Annotated in this window: 18 protein-coding genes and 1 tRNA gene; 12 read left to right on the top strand and 7 right to left on the bottom strand. The window is 62.8% G+C overall.

Going from position 1 to position 20624, the window contains the following annotated elements:
- Positions 1-55: 55 nt before the first annotated feature.
- Positions 56-694 carry a TetR/AcrR family transcriptional regulator gene (locus AC5WEY_RS19435; protein WP_442970970.1) on the bottom strand — a complete coding sequence of 213 codons (639 nt, stop codon included), beginning with the start codon at positions 692-694 and terminating at the stop codon, positions 56-58.
- Positions 695-1042: 348 nt separating this feature from the next.
- Between AC5WEY_RS19435 and AC5WEY_RS19430 the strand changes: the two genes are divergently transcribed.
- Both AC5WEY_RS19430 and AC5WEY_RS19425 read left to right on the top strand, forming a co-directional pair.
- On the top strand, positions 1043-2374 hold the full coding sequence (locus tag AC5WEY_RS19430) for a hypothetical protein (RefSeq protein ID WP_495647138.1): 1332 nt from the start codon (positions 1043-1045) through the stop codon (positions 2372-2374).
- Positions 2375-2448: 74 nt separating this feature from the next.
- Positions 2449-3813, top strand: coding sequence for a dipeptidase (locus AC5WEY_RS19425; protein WP_495647137.1), 1365 nt, complete (start codon positions 2449-2451; stop codon positions 3811-3813).
- Here AC5WEY_RS19425 and bcp read toward each other — a convergent pair.
- Positions 3802-4275 (bottom strand): thioredoxin-dependent thiol peroxidase, encoded by a 474-nt coding sequence (gene bcp / locus AC5WEY_RS19420; RefSeq protein WP_495647136.1) that lies wholly within the window; start codon positions 4273-4275, stop codon positions 3802-3804. The two genes, AC5WEY_RS19425 and bcp, sit on opposite strands and share 12 nt — an antisense overlap.
- Positions 4276-4352: 77 nt before the next feature.
- On the opposite strand from bcp, the gene AC5WEY_RS19415 reads away from it, so the two are divergent.
- Positions 4353-4574, top strand: a complete 222-nt coding sequence (locus AC5WEY_RS19415; protein ID WP_057478111.1) for a DUF3618 domain-containing protein — start codon at positions 4353-4355, stop codon at positions 4572-4574.
- A gap of 92 nt (positions 4575-4666) precedes the next feature.
- Positions 4667-4740, top strand: a tRNA-Lys gene (locus AC5WEY_RS19410).
- Positions 4741-5190: 450 nt separating this feature from the next.
- Here the strand turns inward: AC5WEY_RS19410 and AC5WEY_RS19405 are convergent.
- Positions 5191-5889, bottom strand: coding sequence for a FadR/GntR family transcriptional regulator (locus AC5WEY_RS19405; protein WP_495647135.1), 699 nt, complete (start codon positions 5887-5889; stop codon positions 5191-5193).
- A gap of 193 nt (positions 5890-6082) precedes the next feature.
- Between AC5WEY_RS19405 and AC5WEY_RS19400 the strand changes: the two genes are divergently transcribed.
- From AC5WEY_RS19400 to AC5WEY_RS19390, 3 genes are all read left to right on the top strand, one after another.
- A complete protein-coding gene (locus AC5WEY_RS19400) occupies positions 6083-7453 on the top strand; it encodes an SLC13 family permease (RefSeq protein WP_495647134.1) in 1371 nt (456 codons plus the stop codon).
- 208 nt (positions 7454-7661) lie between these two features.
- Positions 7662-8861: a CaiB/BaiF CoA transferase family protein gene (locus AC5WEY_RS19395; protein WP_495647133.1), complete on the top strand. Its 1200-nt coding sequence runs from the start codon at positions 7662-7664 to the stop codon at positions 8859-8861.
- The gene (locus tag AC5WEY_RS19390) at positions 8858-10360 is read left to right on the top strand and encodes a carboxyl transferase domain-containing protein (protein ID WP_495647132.1); all 1503 of its coding nucleotides are present in this window, start codon (positions 8858-8860) and stop codon (positions 10358-10360) included. Before AC5WEY_RS19395 ends, AC5WEY_RS19390 begins: the two co-directional genes overlap by 4 nt.
- Positions 10361-10442: 82 nt before the next feature.
- On the opposite strand, the gene AC5WEY_RS19385 is transcribed toward AC5WEY_RS19390, so the two are convergent.
- On the bottom strand, positions 10443-11324 hold the full coding sequence (locus AC5WEY_RS19385; protein ID WP_495647131.1) for a LysR family transcriptional regulator: 882 nt from the start codon (positions 11322-11324) through the stop codon (positions 10443-10445).
- A gap of 190 nt (positions 11325-11514) precedes the next feature.
- Between AC5WEY_RS19385 and AC5WEY_RS19380 the strand changes: the two genes are divergently transcribed.
- From AC5WEY_RS19380 to AC5WEY_RS19365, 4 genes are all read left to right on the top strand, one after another.
- Positions 11515-12912, top strand: a complete 1398-nt coding sequence (locus AC5WEY_RS19380; protein ID WP_495647130.1) for an MFS transporter — start codon at positions 11515-11517, stop codon at positions 12910-12912.
- 10 nt (positions 12913-12922) lie between these two features.
- On the top strand, positions 12923-13909 hold the full coding sequence (locus AC5WEY_RS19375) for a Gfo/Idh/MocA family protein (protein ID WP_495647129.1): 987 nt from the start codon (positions 12923-12925) through the stop codon (positions 13907-13909).
- Complete coding sequence (locus AC5WEY_RS19370; protein WP_495647128.1) at positions 13906-14895, top strand: zinc-dependent alcohol dehydrogenase; 990 nt, start codon at positions 13906-13908, stop codon at positions 14893-14895. Before AC5WEY_RS19375 ends, AC5WEY_RS19370 begins: the two co-directional genes overlap by 4 nt.
- A 110-nt stretch (positions 14896-15005) precedes the next feature.
- On the top strand, positions 15006-16865 hold the full coding sequence (locus AC5WEY_RS19365) for a sugar phosphate isomerase/epimerase and 4-hydroxyphenylpyruvate domain-containing protein (protein ID WP_495647127.1): 1860 nt from the start codon (positions 15006-15008) through the stop codon (positions 16863-16865).
- Positions 16866-17000: 135 nt separating this feature from the next.
- Here the strand turns inward: AC5WEY_RS19365 and AC5WEY_RS19360 are convergent, their stop codons facing one another.
- From AC5WEY_RS19360 to AC5WEY_RS19350, 3 genes are all read right to left on the bottom strand, one after another.
- On the bottom strand, positions 17001-17138 hold the full coding sequence (locus AC5WEY_RS19360) for a hypothetical protein (RefSeq protein ID WP_495647126.1): 138 nt from the start codon (positions 17136-17138) through the stop codon (positions 17001-17003).
- A gap of 39 nt (positions 17139-17177) precedes the next feature.
- The gene (locus tag AC5WEY_RS19355) at positions 17178-18065 is read right to left on the bottom strand and encodes an alpha/beta fold hydrolase (RefSeq protein WP_495647125.1); all 888 of its coding nucleotides are present in this window, start codon (positions 18063-18065) and stop codon (positions 17178-17180) included.
- Between the two features lie 218 nt (positions 18066-18283).
- Positions 18284-19510: a PucR family transcriptional regulator gene (locus AC5WEY_RS19350; protein ID WP_495647124.1), complete on the bottom strand. Its 1227-nt coding sequence runs from the start codon at positions 19508-19510 to the stop codon at positions 18284-18286.
- Between the two features lie 274 nt (positions 19511-19784).
- Here AC5WEY_RS19350 and AC5WEY_RS19345 point away from each other — a divergent pair, with 274 nt between their 5' ends.
- The gene (locus AC5WEY_RS19345) at positions 19785-20582 is read left to right on the top strand and encodes an SDR family NAD(P)-dependent oxidoreductase (RefSeq protein ID WP_495647123.1); all 798 of its coding nucleotides are present in this window, start codon (positions 19785-19787) and stop codon (positions 20580-20582) included.
- Positions 20583-20624: the final 42 nt, after the last annotated feature.

The raw sequence follows: 20624 nt of genomic DNA, 5'->3' as shown, positions 1-20624 counted from the left end.
GAGGCCCGTCCGATCCACGAGATCGGGCGGGCCTCTTTCTATGGTTTTGGGAGACTCAGGCTTCGCTCTCGACGGTGGATCCGCCGGAGCGTCGGCTCTCCTTCTCGGCAACGAGTAGGTAGGCCATCATGATTCGCTTGAGTTCGGCTACGGCGTCCTCGTGGCTCTGGCCGTCCTGCACCGAGAAATTCAGCATCGAGTAGACGATGTGCACCAGCACCTGAGCCATGAGGTTGCGGCGGTGTCGCGGTGTGCGCGGGGTCAACGGTCCGAGCATGCGTGAGACCTGATCGGCGAACTCGCGCTCGTGGATGACTCCGGTCGCCCGCGTCGAAGGCGTCGACTGCATAGCGAGCCACACCTCACGGCGCGACGGGTCGGTCATCCACATGCCCGCCATGTGGTCGACGAAGTTGTTGAGGAACCTCACCCAGTCCAGGGACGGCACCTCGCCGTCGAATTCGGCGAGCTCCTGTTGGACTCCGACGAGGTCCTGGCGATTGAGTTCGCAGACGATGACGTACTTGTTGGCGAAGAACTGGTACAGCGTGCCGATCGGCAATTCGGCGCGCGAGGCTACTTCTTCGCAGGTGAACGACTCGAATCCTACGTCGCTGAGCAACTCGCGCGAGGCCTGCAACAAGGCGTCGAACTTGCGTTGACTGCGTTCCTGGGTGGGTCGACGGCGCGGCATCAGTTCTTGCGTCTGTGCCGTCGACTCGAGCGCGGCGTCGAGACGGCGCGAGGACTGAGCACGAGCAGAGGATTCCACCCGGTCAGGCTATCCGGCGGACGTACCCGGTAGCCACACCTGGTCCGCTACCTGCGGATCGTCAGCCGAGACCTCGAACGAACATGGATCCGGCAACAACGGCCGGTTCCAATTCCTGTGACAATCTCCAAGACCGATCTGAGCCAATTTAACCGTCAACAGGTATGGTTCAGGTAACAGAAGCAAATTCCGTGCAGGGTGAGCGTCGTTCGGGTCCGCTGGATGACGTTCATGGTCGGGTGCCTCCACCCTGAGCACAGGGAGACTGCCATGGCAACCATTGGTATAGCGATCGAATCTGGCTCGATGCAGACGATTCTTGTCGAGCCGACCTCAGGCGAGGTACTCGCCGACCGGACGACGCCACTCGACCCCGACGCGGCCACCGTACTGACCGAAGCGATCGAGATCATGCGCGCCGAGGCGGCGAGTCTCGATACCGACGTCGACGCAGTAGGTGTGGTGTATCGATCCGAGGCCGAACGCTCCGACTTCATCGGCGCTCTCGACGACGAATCCGTGACGTTGTGTTCCGCGTCCGAGTCGTTCCTGAGCTGGCTGGCCCAGTCGAAGGAACTCGCCGACGCGAAGACAGTGCTCCTGTATTACATGGGCGAGGCAGGCGTCTCCATCTCTCTCGCGGACGCGGCAGAGGCGTCGTTCACGCCCACGAAGACCGCCGAGCTCGATTCGATGTCACCCGAGCGCATCGGTAGCACCATTCCACTGGCGTGGGACGTAGTGGATCACTCCGGTAAGAAGCCCGAGTTCGTGGCCCTGTTCGGCGACTCGTCGAGCAATCGGGACCTCGTCGACATCTTGGCTCTCGGGCTCGGCGTCCCTGTGGTGCGGGTGGGCGATGCCGATCAGATCGCGGCACGCGGAGCTGCGCTGCTGGCCCTCGAGGACGGATCCGCCCCGGCGGACGACGCAGCCGTGAAGACGGGCGTTGTCTCTGCAGGGCCGTCATCCGACGAGTCGGAGCCGCGCGACGCCGCCCTGGTCGAGGTGGTCGAACCAGCGTCCGACGCTGTTGCCGAGACCCTTCCCGTGACCGTCGTTTCTGCGCCCGACACGCCGCCAGCGGTGGACGCCACACCGTCACGAGCGGGAAGTTCCGGACGCAAGCTCGTGTTTGCGGCCGTGCTGCTGGCCGGCGTCTTGTCCGCAGGTGTTGCGGTTGCCGCGACGTTGCCAGGTGACTCGACATCCACCGCTGAGCAGAGCGTCGAGCAACGCGATACCGACGCAGATCTTGCCGGGGCAACCCGCCCGGTAGAACCGGTGACGACCGACCCGGCTGCGCTGGTTGCTCAGGCACCGGTGATGGCACCGCCGGCCGAGACGATTCCTCCGAGTGCGGATCGGGAAGTAGTTGTTGCGCCCCAACCGACAACGGATGCGTGGGTCACGCAGGATGCGCCGCGCCCGGTCGTGGTCGCTCCCCAGCCTGCTCCGGCGACGGTCGACCCTCCGCAGTTCACGCTTCCGGCCGTTGTGCCCGAGCCGGGAAAATCACCCGCACAGCTCGAACAGGAAGCATGGGACCGGCACTGGCAGCAAACCGATGCGTGGATTCATCAGGAGTTGTCCGGGGGCTGACAGCTGCCGCTCCGCGGTACGGGTGATGACAGACTGGCGAGAGCCCGTCTGTCATTTTCTCGTTTGGAGGACTCATGCCTGCCGATGCACCACCCGCGGACGTTCGATCCCACATCGAAGCAGCGATGCCTCGAGCGAAAGAGGAATTGGCAGAGCTGGTTCGGTTCACGTCGGTGCACGATCCCCGTCAGTTTCCGGTCGAGGAGTGCATCGGTGCGGCGCGCTGGGTGCAACAAGCTTTTCTGGTTGCGGGTATCCCCGACGTCCAGTTGATCGAGACGGTCGACGGCTCCCTGGCCGTTGTCGGCTCGCGTCCGGCACCCGCGGGAGCGCCCACTGTTCTGTTGTACTCGCACTACGACGTTCAGCCTCCAGGGGATCGAAATCTCTGGGACAGTGCGCCTTTCGAGCTGACCGAACGCGACGGTCGGTGGTACGGGCGGGGTTCGGCCGACTGCAAGGGCAACGTGATCATGCATCTGCTGGCGCTACGGGCGCTGGGGGAGTCCCTCGGCGTCGGCGTTCGGATCGTCTGTGAGGGTTCGGAAGAGACGGGCACGGGTGGCCTCGAAGCGCTCGTGGAGCAGCGACCGGAACTGTTCACCGCGGATGTGGTCGTCATCGGTGACACCGGGAACGCGAGGGTCGGTCTGCCGACGGTGACGACCACGCTACGCGGTATCGCCAACGTGGTGGTACATGTGGAAACACTTGTGGGAGAGGTTCATTCCGGCATGTACGGCGGTCCAGCGCCCGATGCGCTCGCCGCGTTGGTGCAGATGCTGTCGACGTTGCGCAACGAGCGGGGCGATACCGTGGTCGACGGTCTCGATGCCACGCAGACATGGGACGGCGTCGAGTACGACACCGAGCAGTTCCGCTCCGATGCCGGGGTGCTCGACGGCGTCGCACTGGCGGGCTCGGGCACTGTGGCCGATGCAGTGTGGGCGCGTCCGGCTCTGACAATTCTGGGAATCGACTGCCCGCCCGTGGTGGGGTCTGCTGCAGCAATTTCACCGCGTGCGTCCGCGCGGCTCAATCTGCGCGTGCCGCCGGGAATGGATCCGTCGGCGGCTCAGGATGCTCTGGTGGCGCACCTCGAGGCGCACACGCCGTGGAATGCGCGCGTTACCGTCGAGCGTGAGGCCGTGGGATCGCCCTTCCGGGCCGAGACCGACGGGCCGGGCTACGCGGCGCTGTCCGGGGCGTTCGAGGAGGCATTCGGGCATCCGATGGGGACAGCCGGTCAGGGCGGGTCGATTCCGCTGTGCAACGCATTGGCTCAGGTGCTGCCGGACGCCGAAATCGTGCTCATGGGGGTCGAGGAACCTCGGTGTCGGATCCACGCTCCCAACGAGAGCGTGGACCCGACGGAAATCGAGAAGATGGCCGTCGCCGAGGCGCTGTTCCTGCAGCGGCTGGCCGTCTCAGACCGCTAGATCGCGGCGGAGTTTGGCGACGTGGCCGGTGGCGCGGACGTTGTACTGCGCCACCTCGATCTTGCCGGATTCGTCGACGAGGAACGTGGAGCGGATGACGCCCTCGTAGACCTTGCCGTAGTTCTTCTTCTCCCCGAATGCGCCCCACGCCTGCAGCGTCGTCTTCTCCTCGTCGGAGAGCAGCGGGAACGTCAGTTCCTCCTTGTCGCGGAACTTGGCGAGCTTGGCCGGCTTGTCGGGGGAGATACCGATGACTTCGAGGCCTTCACCGTTGAGCTCGGCGAGGCTGTCGCGGAAGTCGCAGGCCTGCTTGGTGCAGCCAGGCGTGCTCGCGGCGGGGTAGAAGTACACGATCACCTTCTTGCCTGCGTAGTCGGCGAGAGAGACGTCGTTGCCGTCGGCATCGGGGAGGGTGAACGCCGGAGCGGTGTCGCTCGGTTCGAGCTTGCTGTATTCGGTCACCGCACGAGAGTATCGAAATATCGTCGTGCTCTAGGCTCGACTGCGACCGAGACTATTTGCAACAAGCTGGAGGACACGTGGCCAAGGACACCGACCGAATCGAGCGCGAGATCGAGGCCGCTCGCAATCAGCTCGCCAGCACGCTGGACGAGCTGAGCGTCCGTGCCAGCCCCAAGAACATCGTCGCCAACACCAAGCAGTCCGTGGTGGCCAAGATCAACGAGCCGGCAGTGAAGTTCACTCTGCTCGGAGTCGGCGCAGTGGTGGCAGTTCTCGTGGTTCGCAGGATCTTCAACTGACGCAACAGGTGCTTCGACCAGCCGATTTCACATCTGGCCGCATCTGCTGTTAATGTTTCTCCCGCACCGCAGAGAACGCGCGGTGCGGATCGGCGCCATTAGCTCAGTTGGTTAGAGCAGCTGACTCTTAATCAGCGGGTCCGGGGTTCGAATCCCTGATGGCGCACATCTAGTGCCCCTGAACAGCATAAACGCTGTTCAGGGGCACTTTTTGTTGTCCGGGTACGTGTAGGCGACCGCAATCGAGGAGATCTGTTCTTAGTGCGGCGATTTACACCTTCGGCTGGGAGCCGAGCAGGAGCAGAATGCCGGCCACCCGGTAGGGGAGAGATTCACTTCTACCGGTGAGAAGTTCACCGATCCAGCGCAGCCGCTTGTCTTGGGTGAAGGTTGCTGTCGGTGCGTGGGATCGGTTGTGAGTGTCGAGAGCCAGGTCAGAATGGTCTCGGTGGTGTCTTGCTTGGAGGCGTGTGTCCGACGGTGGTTTGCGCACTAACTGATCGATTCCGTTGACCTCAGGACCATGACCAAGGCGCGATCCACCCTGTCGAACTCGAAGTCGCGGGTTGGATTTGAATCCGAAGGCATCCGAAACACCCAGTTCGGCAGATGAGGATCAGCCCTCCACCGAGCGCAGTAGCGCTACGTCCGATACGAGTCGAATGTGGTCGGCCATCGCGCGTCCGGCCTCGGCCGGATCTTGTTGGCGCACAGCCTCGGCGATGCGCCGATGGCCTTCGAGGGAGGCTTGCGGGCGGTCGGACTGCGAAAGTGATTCGATGCGGGTCTCGCGAATCAGGCCGGCGATTTCGCCCATCAGTCGGGCGAGCAACGGTGAATGTGCCGCTTCGGTGATCGCGTGATGGAACAATTCGTCCCCAGAGTCACCGCGATCGCCGTCGGTGATCTCCGACGCCATGACGGACAGGGCGTGGTCGATCGCGGCCATTTCACTGTCGCTACGACGAGCGGCAGCGAGCTCGGCGAGCTTGACTTCGAGTGCTTCGCGGGCTTCTATCACCTCGGGCAGTCGATCAGCGTGCTCGCGCAGAGCTCGAATCGCCATGTCTCCCACGGGTCGTCGCACGAGAACGGCACCGTCGCCGTGGCGAACGGCCAATATGCCCTGAACCTCTAGAGCAACCAGGGCCTGGCTCAACGATGCTCTGCTGACGCCCAAGTGCCCTGCGAGTTCACGCTCGGGCGGAAGTCGATCTCCGGGGTTCATGTCGCGATCGGCGATGTGCTTGCACAGCTGTTCGACGATGACCTCGTACAGCCGCGGTCGGGTCACGGGGCGAATTTGCTCAGCCACTGTGTCACTCGCTCTCTGTTCCTCTGGACCTCCACCCTAGCCGCCGCGAAGCGCGTAATGACTGACACATTCAGGGTTGACAGTGATGCAGTTCACTGGTTGAGTCCTTATTGACTCAGTGGCTAGTCCAATTTGCCACTGGATATCCTGGGCAACCGCTCGGGTGAGACCACAGACGGACCGGAGACCTTCGATGTCGACCGAGTTGATCCCCATCCTTGCGCTCGTCGTCATGTTCCTCGCCGCAACCGTGTTCCCCGTGAACATGGGTGCGTTGGGGTTCGTGGCGGCGTTCTTCGTCGGAACACTTGCCGTGGGCATGGGTACCGACGACATCATTGCCGGCTTCCCGAGCAGCCTGTTCCTCACGCTCGTCGGAATCACGTACCTGTTCGCCATCGCGCAGAACAACGGCACCGTCGACCTCCTGGTTCGTGGAGCCGTTCGACTCGTCGGAGGCCGGGTAGCGCTCATCCCCTGGGTGATGTTCGGCATCACCGGCGTCCTGACCTCGATCGGGGCGCTCGGACCCGCCGCGGTGGCCATCGTCGCACCCATCGCCCTCGGTTTCGCCGCGCGCTACAAGATCAACGCCCTGCTCATGGGCATGATGGTCATCCACGGCGCTCAGGCGGGCGGATTCTCGCCCATCAGCATCTACGGCGTCACGGTCAACAACATCGCAGCCGAAGCCGGCCTGGTCGACAGCCCTCTGACGCTCTTCCTCGGAAGCATGTTCTTCAACGCGGCGATCGGGGCAGCGCTCTTCATGTTCCTCGGTGGCGGTTCGCTGATCGGACGCAGCGTGCACGACGAGGACGGCACGCGTCCCGACGGTGACACCGGAGGCGTCGGCGGTTCGGGGTCGAGGACGGTCATGCGCGGTTTCGGGTCGTCGACTCCCAAGCCGTCCGGTCAGACGGTCACCGTCGAGAACGCACCGCCGCTGGCCACCGCGGTCAAGGCGATCACCTTCGATCAGATTCTCACGCTCGTCGGCTTGGCGTCGCTTGCCATCTTCTCGCTCGTCCTCGATCTCGACGTCGGCTTCATCTCGATGACTGTCGCCGTGATTCTTGCGCTGGCGTCGCCCAAGGCTCAGAAAGGCGCGATCAACCAGATCAGCTGGTCGACGGTTCTGCTCATCGGTGGCGTGCTCACGTTCGTCGGGGTGCTGCAGGAAGCCGGAACGGTCGAGTACGTCGGCGATTCGGTCGCCAGCATCGGTATCCCGCTACTCGTGGCGTTGTTGCTCTGCTACATCGGTGCCATCGTCTCGGCCTTCGCGTCGTCCACCGCGATCCTGGGTGTCACCATCCCGCTGGCCGTCCCGTTCCTGCTCGCCGGTGAAGTAGGGGCTGTCGGAGTCATTGTGGCTCTGTCGATCTCGTCGACCATCGTCGATGTGAGTCCGTTCTCCACCAATGGAGCCCTGGTGCTCGCCAACGCCCAGGACATCGACCGCGACGTCTTCTACAAGCAGATCCTCAAGTACAGCGCCCTGGTCGTGATCATCGGCCCGCTGATCGCGTGGGGATTGTTGGTCGTACCCGGCTGGATGTAGCGGTACGGCAGTTCGGTTCCCTTCTCGATGATGGCGGCACGTGTACTCGACGTGCCGCCATCATGCGTCTGAGCTGGGCAAAGGCTCACAGATCGTTACTTGACTTCTTTCGGGATCGCTGGTCCAATGGAATTGGATAGGCCACTGGCCCAGTAATCCAATCCCATCAGGTTCGCTTCCACCTCGCTTCGATGCAAAGGATCAATCGATGCCCCTCAACACGACAGGCAGAACCGGACCGCTCGAAGGCACCGTGGTGGTCGATCTGACCCGCGCCCTGGCCGGCCCGCACGCGGCGATGATGCTCGGCGACCTCGGCGCAGACATCATCAAGGTCGAGACCCCCAAGGGCGGCGACGACACCCGAGTCTGGGGTCCCCCCTTCGTCACTCCGCGCGACGCCGAACGCGAATCGACATACTTCCTCTCGGCCAACCGCAACAAGCGGTCCATCGCACTCGACCTCAAGACCGATGACGGCCGAGAAGCGTTGGAGCACATGATCGAGCGGGCCGACGTCCTGCTCGAGAACTTCCGTACCGGAGTCCTCGACCGACTCGGCTTCTCGCCCGAACGTATCGCCGAGATCAACCCGCGGACGGTGGTGTTGTCCATCAGCGGCTTCGGTCACGACGGACCCGAGGGCGGCCGCTCCGGCTACGACCAGATCGCTCAGGGCGAGGCCGGACTGATGTCCTTCACCGGCTCCGGCCCCGACGACGTCCAGCGAGTCGGCGTTCCCATCGCGGACCTGTTGGCGGGAATGTACGGAGCCTTCGGTGTTCTCGCCGCCCTGCGCGAGAGAGACCGCACCGGACGCGGCAAGGTCGTCCGCACCTCCCTGCTTGCCAGCGTCGTCGGAGTGCACGCATTCCAGGGCACCAAGTGGACTGTCGCAGGCGAGGTCGGTACGGCGCAGGGAAACCACCACCCGTCGATCTGCCCCTACGGCCTTTTCCCGACCTCCGATGGTGCAGTACAGATCTCGGTGGGAAGCGAGGGCCTGTGGCACCGCTTCTGCGAGGGCTTCGGCATCGACCCCGACCTCGAGGGCATGGCCACCAACCCGCAGCGCGTCGACAGCCGCGACGAGGTCATCGAACTGGTCTCCAAGATCTTCCGCACCTACGAGACCGAGGCGCTGCTGACACTGTTGGACGAAATAGGCGTTCCCGCAGGCAAAGTGCGCAACATTCAAGAGGTCTACGAGTGGGAGCAGACCAAATCTCAGGGACTTCTCGTCGACGTCGAGCACGAGACGTTGGGGACGGTGACCCTGCCCGGGCCGCCGCTGAGATTCTTCGAATCCGACGGCACCGAGGTCACCGAAACCAAGCATCTGGCACCGCCGATACTGGGTGCCGACGACGAGCTGGTCCGCACGTGGCTGAAGGAGTCGACACGATGACCAGAATGACCGCACTCGAAATGCTCGATCTGGTGATAGACCCAGGCAGCTTCGACTCCTGGGACACTCCGACGGCGGACTACGTCATCGACGACGAGTACGCGAGCGAACTCGCGGCGGCCCGTGAAAAGACCGGTCTGGACGAGTCCGTGCTCACCGGCTCCGCGACCATCCGCGGCCGCAAGGTGGCCATCCTGCTCGGGGAGTTCGCGTTCCTGGCCGGCTCGATCGGTGTCGCGGCGGGCGAGCGCCTGGTGAACGCCGTACACCGGTCGACCGACGAGCGGCTGCCGCTGCTCGCGTTGCCGACTTCGGGTGGAACCCGCATGCAGGAAGGCACCGTCGCGTTCCTGCAGATGGTCAAGATCACCGCCGCGATCACCGCGCACAAGGCGGCGAACCTGCCGTACATCGTCTATCTGAGACACCCCACCACCGGCGGAGTCTTCGCATCCTGGGGTTCGCTCGGGCACGTCACTGTCGCCGAGCCCGGTGCCCTCGTCGGGTTCCTCGGGCCCCGCGTGTACGAGGCGCTGTACGACGCGAAGTTCCCGGCCGGCGTGCAGACGTCGGAGAATCTGCAGGCGCACGGTCTCATCGACGCCATCCGGCCGCCCGAGCAGCTCAGCGAGATCGTAGACCGGGCATTGCGGATCATGACCGACATCCCGTCCTACCGTCCGCGCACCGTCGAGGCGCTCGACTGGAAGATCGAGGACGTGCCTGCATGGACGTCGATCCTGGCCTCGCGCAGATCCGATCGCCCCGGTGTACGCGAGCTGCTGTTCAGCACCGCGGCAGATGTACTGCCGCTCAACGGAACCGGTCAGGGTGAGATCGATCCGGGCCTGATTCTCGCACTCGTCCGGTTCGGCGACATGCCCTGCGTTCTTCTCGGACAGGACCGACGAGGTCAGACGACGAAGACTCCGCTCGGTCCCGCTGCGCTCCGCGAGGCTCGACGCGGCATGCGCCTGGCACAGGATCTAAAGCTTCCGCTCGTCACCGTCATCGATACTGCTGGTGCCGCGCTGTCGAAGGAGGCCGAGGAGGGTGGCCTGGCGGGAGAGATCGCTCGGTGCATCGCAGACATGGTCGACCTCGAAACGCCCACGTTGTCATTGCTTTTGGGTCAGGGAACCGGCGGAGGTGCACTCGCGCTGGTGCCGGCGGACCGTGTCCTGGCAGCCCAGCATGCGTGGCTGTCGCCACTGCCGCCCGAGGGCGCGTCGGCCATCGTTCATCGGGACACTGCTCATGCGGCCGAGATGGCCACCAAGCAGGGCGTGCGTTCGCTCGATCTCTACCGGGCCGGCGTCGTCGACATCATCATTCCCGAATTGCCCGACGCAGCAGACGAATCGCAGCAGTTCTGCGATCGACTGGGTGCGGTACTGCATCGAGAATTGGCCGACCTGGTCGCCCAGGACCCGTCGATGCGGATGATCGCCCGCGAAAAGCGTTTCAATCGAATCGGATTCGCAGCCACCGCCGTCTGACAGCCGCCGGCAATCGGCATTCGAGGCACCGATGTGGTGCAAACCGAAGATGCTCGTCGACACCGCCCTGGCCGTCGTCGAACTAATCGATGGAGAGCCCGCGAGCGGCGTTCAACAGCGCTCCACGTAGCCACCTGTGCCCGAGGTCTGCATCGTGTCGGTGGGCCCAGTACATCGCAACTCCGAGGGCGGGAAGTTCGACAGGGCATTCGATCGCACTCAGGCGAGGATCATGCGCGAGCATCGAGCCGACTCCCTGGGGGACCGTGACGATCAGATCGGTCTCGACGAGTATGCCGGGCAGCGCCAGGACTCCGGGCAGGTCCAGGACGACTCGGCGCCCGTTCGGCATGTTCTGCTCGAGCGATTCCGCCCACCCGTTGCGCGAGACGACGATGTGTCTGCCGGACATGAATGTCGCCAGCGGCTCCGATGATTCGACGATCTCGTGCCCGGCGCGGACCAGCGATACCCACCCTTCGTGTGCGATCGGGACCGACCTGAACTCTTCGCCGAGCTTCGCCTTCATGGTCATCAGTACGAGGTCGGAGCGGCCGTTTCGGAGTCCGTCGACCGGGGACTCGGTGACCGTAGCCATGTCTACTCGAATTCCCGGTGCGCGGCGCTGCAGTATTCGGAGCAGTCGCGGAAGAATCGTGACGTGCGTGCCGTCCGAGGATTCCAGTCGGAATCGTCGGGTGCTCGACTCGGGCACAAATTCTTGGCCGATGCGCCGGACCAGAAGCAATGCGTCGAGAGCCGCGCGGGCCGCGGGGATCAGATCGTCGGCGTGCGCCGTCGGTTGCATCTGACCTTTCGAGCGAACGAACAGTGGATCGGCCAGGTCCTTTCGTAACTCCGACAGCCATAGGCTCGCCGTCGGTTGACTGATTCCCATGATCTCGGCCGCCCGAGTCACGGTGCGGTGGTTGTACAGCTCGACGAAAAGCTGTAATTGGTGCACGGGTATGTAATTGTCGATATCGACTCCTACGCTGGCGTTATGTGCTGAGCTGATTATAGGGATCGGAAATCTTCCGTTGTGAACATACTCGATCGAAACTAGCGTATGACCCCAGTCACAGAATCCCGGTCCGCAAAGGACCGAATGCGTACTCGTGACGTTCCCGAACCGTTGTCGAACTGGAGCCCCGATGAATCACACGCCCGACTCAGCCGTGCCCGACGCGGCCGGCACGCACAAGAGATCGCCTCGTCTGGCGTCGATGTCCGCGATGGCCGCGAGCCTGACCGAGTATTACGACTTCATGCTGTTCGCGACGGCGGCGGCACTGGTCTTCCCTCGGGTCTTTTTCCCCGACGCGGGTCTCGCCGCAGGGACGATGCTGTCTCTGGCGAGCTATGGGGTGTCTTATGTAGCTCGTCCGATCGGCGCGCTCGTGCTCGGCTCGATGGCAGACCGTATCGGCCGTCGAGCATTGCTGCAGATCACCGTGTGGATGATGGGGATTGCAACACTGGCTGTAGGTTGCCTGCCCACGTACGACCAGGTTGGAATCCTCGCACCGATCCTTCTCGTAGTCTGCAGACTCTTCCAAGGCTTCAGCACTGCGGCCGAGGCACCGGCGGCAGCAGCCCTCGCTCTCGAGCACGCAGGTAAGGGCACGCGCGCATTCGGGGCCAGCTGGACCGCGTCCGGTGTGCAGGGTGGTCAAGCGCTCGCTAGCCTCGTCTTCATTCCCGTCGCGGCATTGCCGGCCGATGCCCTGTATTCCTGGGGCTGGAGACTGCCGTTTTTCGCCAGTGTTCTTCTTTTCGCGGTGAATTACGGTCTGCGTCGCCACGTTTCCGAAACGCCGGTCTTCCTCGAATCGGTTGCCAACCGTGACCCCAAGCTGTCTCGCGGGTTCGCACCGATACAGGAGCTCATGCGCAGCGACAAGCGAAATGTATTGCGCGTCGCCGGAGCAGCCTTCTTCGCAGTACCTTCATCGCTCGCCACGGTGTACGGACTTTCCTACGCCACGAGTCCTGAGGTCGGAGTGTCCCGTCAGACCATGCTGTGGGGCGTTGCGATCGCCAACATCATCGCTGTGTTCGTCATTCCGTTCTGGGGTTGGCTGGCCGATCGAACGGGACGAAAGCCGATTTTCGTCGGTGGTGCGATTGGATCGGCTCTGTTCTTCTGGCTGTACATGGTGGTGATCGATACAGGCCAGGTCGGTCTCATCCTCGCCGTCATGATCGTGTTCCTGGGCGTCGTCTACTCCGCACCCAACTCCATTCAGGAATCGATGTTCCCCGAATGGTTCCCCACTCGCACCAGAGTGTTGGGTAGTGCCTTCGGAAAGCAAGTGGGATTGATCGCATTCGGGTTCGCTCCCGCCACGGCTCAGGTGCTCAGTGGCGGAGAGCCCAGCAACTGGGGTGGTGTCGTTCTGATGCTGATGGCACTGACCTCGGTAGCTGTCATCGCCGCGATGACAGCACCCGAGACCCGCCATCGGGGGCTCGACGACGACAACCGACGCGAACTGCAGAAATCCGGAGACGATACCCCCGGACAGTCCGTTGCCGGCAGTAGAAAGTGAATTGTCATCCGTGAGCAGAGAATTCACTGTGGCGATCGTCGGTGCGAACCACGGACACACGAAGTTCTATCTCGGGGCTCTCTCCGACGACGTGCGTGTCCGGTCGGTGTCGCTGAGCGGTCCGAAAGATCATCTGGCCAAATACGTCGACCACGACAAGGTGGGACCTGTGTTCACGGAGCCCCGAGACATGCTGGACGCGACGGACCCCGATCTCGTTCTTGTGCTGGGTCGCCATTGTGACATGGCCGAATCCGCCACTCTGGCACTCGAAAAAGGCGTGCCCATCGTCCTCGAAAAGCCCGGGGGGATGACCTCGGACGACGTCGTGGGGATACGTACGAGTGCGCGCGAAAGGGGGATTCCGGTGCTGGTCCCGTTCGTTCAACGTTCCGGTCCACTTCCCGGTCTTTTCGACGCCGTGGGTGAACTCAGGCACGCGCACCTGGAATTTCTCGCAGGCCCGGCCAAGCGCTATCGAGACAGCGGAAATTCGTGGCTGTTGGACCCTGCCACGGCCGGAGGCGGTGTTCTGCTCAACCTGGGTGTCCACTTCATCGACATGGTGTTGTGGAAGGCAGCAGGTGGTACAGCACCTTCCGAGGTCAGCGGGCAACTGACGACGACAGACCCAACAATCGGAGTGGACGATTATGCGTCTGTCACGATGACGACCGCATCCGGAGCGATTGCCTGTGTCGACTGCAGCTATACATACCCCCGGATTCCGGGCCGGCACGTCGCTTACGTCCTTCGCGGCGACGACGGTTTCGTTTCCGTCGACAGCACCGGTCGCGGGCATCTGACGACACCCGCCGGTGTCGTCCCCTTCGAGATCGATGTCGATTCCGACTCTTACTACCGGTTGTGGGTCACCACACTGCTGGACGGCTTCGACACCGGCTTTCCCGGCGTCGCCACTATCAGCGACCTCGTTGCCGTCAGAGACGTCACCGACCGTGTCATGTCGAATTCGAGCAAGGAGCTCAGATCATGAAAGCCATCGCGGTCACCGAGACGGGAATGCTCTCCGTCGTCGAGGACGCACCCCTCCCGCAACTGTCGGACGGGCACGTCCTGGTGCGCATGCTGGCCGGCGGTGTCTGCGGCTCGGACCTCGCGAAGCTGGATCGAGAGGTCGGGCGCACAGGAGCGCTACGAATCATCGGACACGAGGGTGGAGGCATCGTGACCGAGGTCGGACACGGTGTCGAGTCTCTACGGTCAGGTGACCTCGTAGTAGTGGAGCCGAACTACGTGTGCTTCACATGTGAGTGGTGCCGGCGAGGAATGTCCAAAGGTTGCGTCCGCCGCACTGTGGTGGGTCGAGACGTACCGGGCCTGTTCTCCGAATTCGTCAGTGTGCCGGAACCATTCGCGTGGAAGCTGCCACCGGACACGTCTCCCGAGGTGTTTGCGACATTCGAGGCCGCGACAGTCGCCCGCGTCGCGATCGATCGAATGTCATTGCGTGACAAGGACAGAGTCCTGGTTGTTGGTGCTGGCTCGCAAGGTGCTTCCGCCGTCAACATCATGGTCGACCGTGGCATCAAGCCCGCGGTCACCGACCCACACGATGCACGGCTGCAGCAAGCGGTGGACATAGGAGCCTACGACGCCCTCACCGCTCCCGACGCAGTCTTCGACGTAGTATTCGAAACCTCCGGCACTGCACGAGGATTGGAGACGGCACTCCTGCGCACCGAAAAATTCGGAAGGGTAGCCCTGATCGGCCAAACCCACGGCCCGGTACCTGTGTCGACCCGTCCTATCGTCCAGAAGGAGCTCACGGTACAAGGATCGGTCATCTATAACCACCCCGCTGACTTCTCCCAATCCTTGAGTGAGTTGCAAATCGGTCGCTTCGATCCTGCCATCGGATTGCGCGAGCCCGTCGGACCCCATCAGGCCGTCGAAGATCTCGATCGCGCCCGGACGCTCGACGGGAAGATGTGGATCTCGTTCGGCGACTGGACGCGCTGAGACATTGCACCCCTCACACCATCGGATCGCCCCCGGCAGCAACACCCGACGCCGGATGCACCATCGACACACTCACCCAGAGTCGGATTCCTAATGAAACCTGTGCAGAAATGACCGTCGATCAGGTACGACGCAGGTCAAGCATCGCCACCGTGTGTCTGTCCGGAACGCTCGAGGACAAACTCGTCGCGGCCGCCCACGCGGGATTCGACGGCATCGAATTGTTCGAACCGGACATACTCGGTTGCCCAGCTCGCCCGAAAGAAATCAAACGTCGATGCGAGGAACTCGGTCTCGAGATTTGTCTCTACCAGCCTTTCCGCGATCTCGACAGCACGGACGACGAGCAGTTCGACCGCAATTTGACCCGTCTCGATCGAAAATTCGACGTAATGGCCGAATTGGGTGTCGAACTGGTGCTGGTGTGCTCCAACGCGTCCGACGACGCTGTGACGAATATCGACGCACTCGCAGCACACCTTCGAGCTGCAGGTGACCTCGCGCTCCGTCGAGGAATGCGAATTGCATACGAGGCGCTCGCGTGGGGAACGAGAATAAGTCTGTGGCAACAGTCGTGGGATGCGGTCAGGGCAGCCGACCACCCTGCTGTCGGTCTCTGCCTCGACAGCTTTCACGTGCTCTCTCGGACGCCATCATCGGCAGGGATCGAGAATATCGCCGGAGAGAAGATCTTCTTCCTGCAGTTGGCCGACGCGCCTTATAAAGACATGGACATACTGCAGTGGAGCCGGCACTACCGCCTGTTCCCCGGCCAGGGCGCATTCGACCTCACGTCCTTCACCACTGCAGTGATCGACGCCGGCTACACCGGGCCACTGTCACTGGAAGTGTTCAACGACGTCTTCCGGCAGGCCTCGCCGGTCCGCACAGCAGTGGATGCCGCTCGCTCGCTGGCCGCGCTCGACACAAGCATGAGCGAGCCGGAGCCCACACCGCCAACCGAGATGGCCTTCGTCGAAATTGCCGTCACGCCGACCGAACTGGCCGTGACCGAGCACACGCTCACCGCACTGCAGCTTGTCCGAACTGCCACACATCGAACGAAAAACGTCACGGTATGGACGCAAGCAGAGGCCACCATCCTGTTGAACGTGACAATCGACGCTCACGACGAGGACGACACCGCGCAGATAGCCGCAATCGCCTTCGCGACAATGGAATCCGCAGCCCTCACCGAACTCTCACACGTCCTTCGAGCAGCACCTCAGCCACGGGTGGTCGGCCCAGACGAGGCAAATATTCCTGCAGTTGCGGCGCCGGACGGCACCTCCATCTTCTTCGTCGACCGCGACGACCGACACACGAGTTGGCGGAGGGATTTCATCAGCGCGACGGACGTCGCAACCTCGGACTTTTCGGCGTCCATCACACACATCGACCACGTGTCGGTCACTGCGCCCTTCGATCGGTTCGACGAATGTGTGTTGTTCTATCGGTCGATGCTAGGGATGAGCACCAGCGATGTCGCCGAGTACCCGGGCCCGTATGGACTGGTGCGTAGCCACCTACTCAGGACCGAGCAACCAGCAGGCTTCGGAGTGTCCCTCGACAGCTCGGTACTCCGGCGAGGCCGATGGTCTCCGGGTGTCGACAAACCGCAGCATGTGGCGTTCTGCACCGACAATCTGGTCGAGATGCTGGCGCAACTGCCGGCGGGAGCCCCGATCTTGTCGATTCCTGGTAATTACTACCTCGATCTCCGAGCGCGCTTCGACCTGTCCGAGGGCTTCCTGGCAACCCTGCGTCAGCACAATATCCTGTACGACCGCAATGCAGCCGGCGAATACCTACACGCGTACACCACGTTGGTCGGTACTCAACTCTACTTCGAATTCATCGAACGCCGGGGAGACTACCGAGGTCGCCCGACAATCGACGGTTCGATTCGGATGGCTGCCCACGTTGCCGCGAGACGAGGAGGACGTGTGTCGCAGGCACCCGGCAACTGACTGAGTGTGGACGGTTGTCCCGCGAATCCAGATTTCTGCAGACCTCTCGACTGAATCTGTGACCTGCACGCCGGGACTGGTCGTACACGGCGTATCCCGTCCCGATGCGGGGTTCACCCAGTTCGAGGCAGCCCATTACTTCGAATCGTGGTGGATTCGTTGGTCCCGTCCGTCGAGGTGCTGGCCGAGAAATTTTTCGACCTCGAGGTAGTCGCGAATACTGTTCTCCGGGTTGACGAATCCGTGGTCCTCGTCGCCGACCCCGGCGTTCATGTGCGCTGTCTGTCAACAGCTTTGACGTGCGTCTGCTCGCTAGACAGTGGCCTTGCCGGCGCTCGTGATCGGAGAATCCGACGAGGGGCCCGCCCCCAGGAAACGCAGGATCTCCTCTGCGAATGGTGCGGGGCATTCGAAGAAGGGGAAGTGCGCTCCGCCTTCTTCGTCGGTGAACATCCGGAATTCGGCCCCGGCGATGTGATTGCTGGTCCAGATTTGAGATGCGGGGGCGACGTGACTGACCTCGCCTGCGGTGACCAGCGTCGGTACGTCGATGGTGGGAAGGAGGTCGCGCCAGTCCTGCATGATGTGGTCGAACAGCAGCCGGGCACCCCACGCCGCCGGTAGTTTCAGGTTCTCTCTGTACAACCATTCCAAGTCGTCGGCATCAATGTGCGGGGTGAGCATCGACACCAGGAAGTCGTGGCGAGCGAGGTCCCCATCCGGGCCCGCGACTGCGGCGGCGAACTGCGCTGCCCCGTCGACGTCGAGTATCGCTCCCGCGTCCTGGGCGTCCTCGGGCGTCATCCACGGTAGTACGGCGCAGGCACTGGGCTGATCGACGACGATGAGCTTGTCGAATCGTGAAGATCCATGAGAGTCGAGGTAGCTCCACAGGACGGATGCGCCCAACGAATGTCCGAGGAAGGTCGCGGTGGATACACCGAGATGTTCGAGGACTTCGTGGAGATCGGCGGCAAGACGGGCGATCCGTGCGCCCGTGGCGGGCTTGCCTGATTCGCCGTGGCCGCGTTGGTCGAAGCTGATCACGCGTGCGGCGGGGGACAACAGGGGGATCACCCGATCGAACATGGCACGTGATTGTGACCATCCGTGCAACAGCACGAGCGTGAGTCCGGACTCGACCGGCCCCGAGTCGTGCAGATCGAGAACGCAGCCGTCGCTTGTCTTGAATGAGTTCATCGTTCTTCCTTCGTTGCGGTGATCGCGGTCCATCCGGCAGTGCGATGCGAAGCGGCCCGGGTCTGATTCTGACGCGCACGTGACCGCGGTCACCACGACTGAACGCCGAAGGGTGGGGCGGATTTTTTCTCGTTTTGTAGAAAAGCGCTCTTGGGCCGGGGGTCTGGCTCAGTATCGGGCGCACTGGGCTGACATCCCAATCCGCGAAGCAGGCGGGCTCAGGGGCGCTCGATGATGTCGAGCAGGTGCAGACCGACGTGCATCAACAATCTGTCGGACCCGGAGTCGAGGTCCATTCCGGAGGCGACCCGAATTTGCTCGAGCCGGTAGTACAGCGACGTTCTGTGCATGTGCAGCGCCGTCGCTGTCCGTGAGATCGAACCACCGTGGTCCAGAAAACTCCTCAGGGTGTGCACGAGCTTGCCGCTGGCGTCGGCTTCTATGAGGGCTCGAAGTGGCTGCGGGACGGCGGTCCATACCAATGACGTCTCGGGCAGGTCGAGGAGAACCGCATCGACCCCGAGATCATCCCAGAACACAATCGGACCCGTGATGGTGGCGAGGCGCGTAGCGGCTTTGATTGCAACGTCAGCGCGGTGCTTTGCTACCGATGTGTTCGACAAGCCGCCCGTGGTGGTTCCGATTCCGATCCACGCTCGATCCGATGCGTCGCCCAGCAGGCGGTGGAGTTCGGTCTTGATCTGCTGCGCCTGCCGTTCGAGGTCGTCCCTGTTCATCGGCCGACTCGTCACCTGGAGCAGCAGTGCACGGTCGTCGGCGATGTAGACGCGCGCGTTCTTGGACCGCATCCTCGTGACGGTGTCGATCGAGATCCGCAGTGCGATGTCGAGGGGCGTCTCCGAGTCTTCCGATCGGTCGGCCGCGACCACGGTCACAGCGATACTGTCCAGTGCCGGTAGGTCTCTGCTCTCGTCGAAGAATGTGAGTGCGCTCTGTCGCGCCTGCGCGTCACCGGACACAAGGTCTCGCAACGCATTTCGTCTCTCCAGTTGTCGGGGGTCCGAGGCGAGGGAGTCTGCGTACATCTGAATGGCGATGTCGCGACTGACCTTGTCGATGTGGTCGACCTCCGCGGTGGTCAGCGACCGGTCTGCATCGATGACCATCAGGAGGCCGATCAACATCCCCGACCCGTACAACGGCACGCACAGCCGAGACTCGAGGCCGAGTTCTACGCTGCCTTCGAGGATGTGCGGTCCGTGCCATCGTGCGGCGCCTTGGCCGAGGACGAACCGTCCGATCTCATCGCCGGCATCTCGGTCCAACATTGCTCGGACCCGAACTTTGTCCTCGTCGCCGAAATGGCGGCTCGAACAGATCAGTCGTACGGCGGGATCGTCGATCACGACCGAACGACCCAACGCCTCGCCGAGTTCGTCGACCATCGACAGGACCTCGGCACCGGCAATGAAGGAACTCGACATACGACGCATCCTGCCAGGCTGTTTCTACATAACGTGAATTAGTGAACTCAACATCGCGACGCTGTGCCGTGTTGCGCGGCTCACTTCGTCTCGATACTCGAATCTACAAGGCGGCTTCCCTTCATCGGTCGGCCGAAACCAGGCATACCCAACATCGTCGGATGGGCTCGCACCGAGTTCGGCGCGAAGCCCGTCACCCACGCAAACATACGAATCCGGTGGACATTGTCAGCGACGACGCTGGAACTACCGGTGATCGAGGAGCGAGAAGCACATGAGTAACAGACTTGCGGGGAAGGTGGCCATCGTCTTCGGTGCCGGCTCGAGTGGAGCGACACTGAGCAACGGCCGCGCAGCCGCGCTGGCGTTTGCGCGCGAAGGTGCCGTGGTGGCCGCGATCGACCGTAACGCGGCCGAAGCCGAGCTCACGGCCAAGGAAATCGTCGGGGAAGGCGGAACGGCCCTGGCATTCACTGCCGATGTCACCGACGAAGAACAGGTGCGCACCGCGATCGCTGCGTCGACCGACAGTTTCGGGCCACCGACGATCCTGCACAACAACGTCGGGGCTGCAGAAGTCGGTGATATCACCGACCTCGACCTCGCAACGTGGGATGCGGCGATGCGGGTGAACCTGACCGGTGTGTTCCTCGCCTGCAAACACACCATTCCCCTGATGCTGGAGGCCGGATCAGGGTCGATCATCAACGTCTCGTCGCTGGCCGCTATCCGCTATACCGGGTACAACTACCCCAGCTACATGGCCTCCAAAGGAGCCGTCGACCAACTCACCGTTTCCGTTGCTCTCGAATACGCCTCTCGTGGGATTCGAGCCAACGCGATCTTGCCCGGTTTGATCAACACACCGCTCGTATCTCGACAACTCGTGACCGGCGACGAGGACCGAACTGCCCGGGAAATGGCTGCCCGTGACGCTGCCAGCCCCACGGGCAGAATGGGTTCGCCGTGGGACGTCGCCAATGCTGCAGTATTTCTCGCTTCCGACGACGCCGCCTACATCAACGGCGTCTGCCTCCCTGTCGATGGCGGATTGGCAGTCAGGTCACTGTGACAACCGCACACCGGCCGTGAAGCCGCGGACCCTGACGTGTCG

Source organism: Rhodococcoides sp. S146-33 (assembly GCF_059489205.1).
The sequence above is the reverse complement of the archived record's forward strand: the minus strand, read 5'-3'. Positions and strand labels throughout refer to the sequence as shown.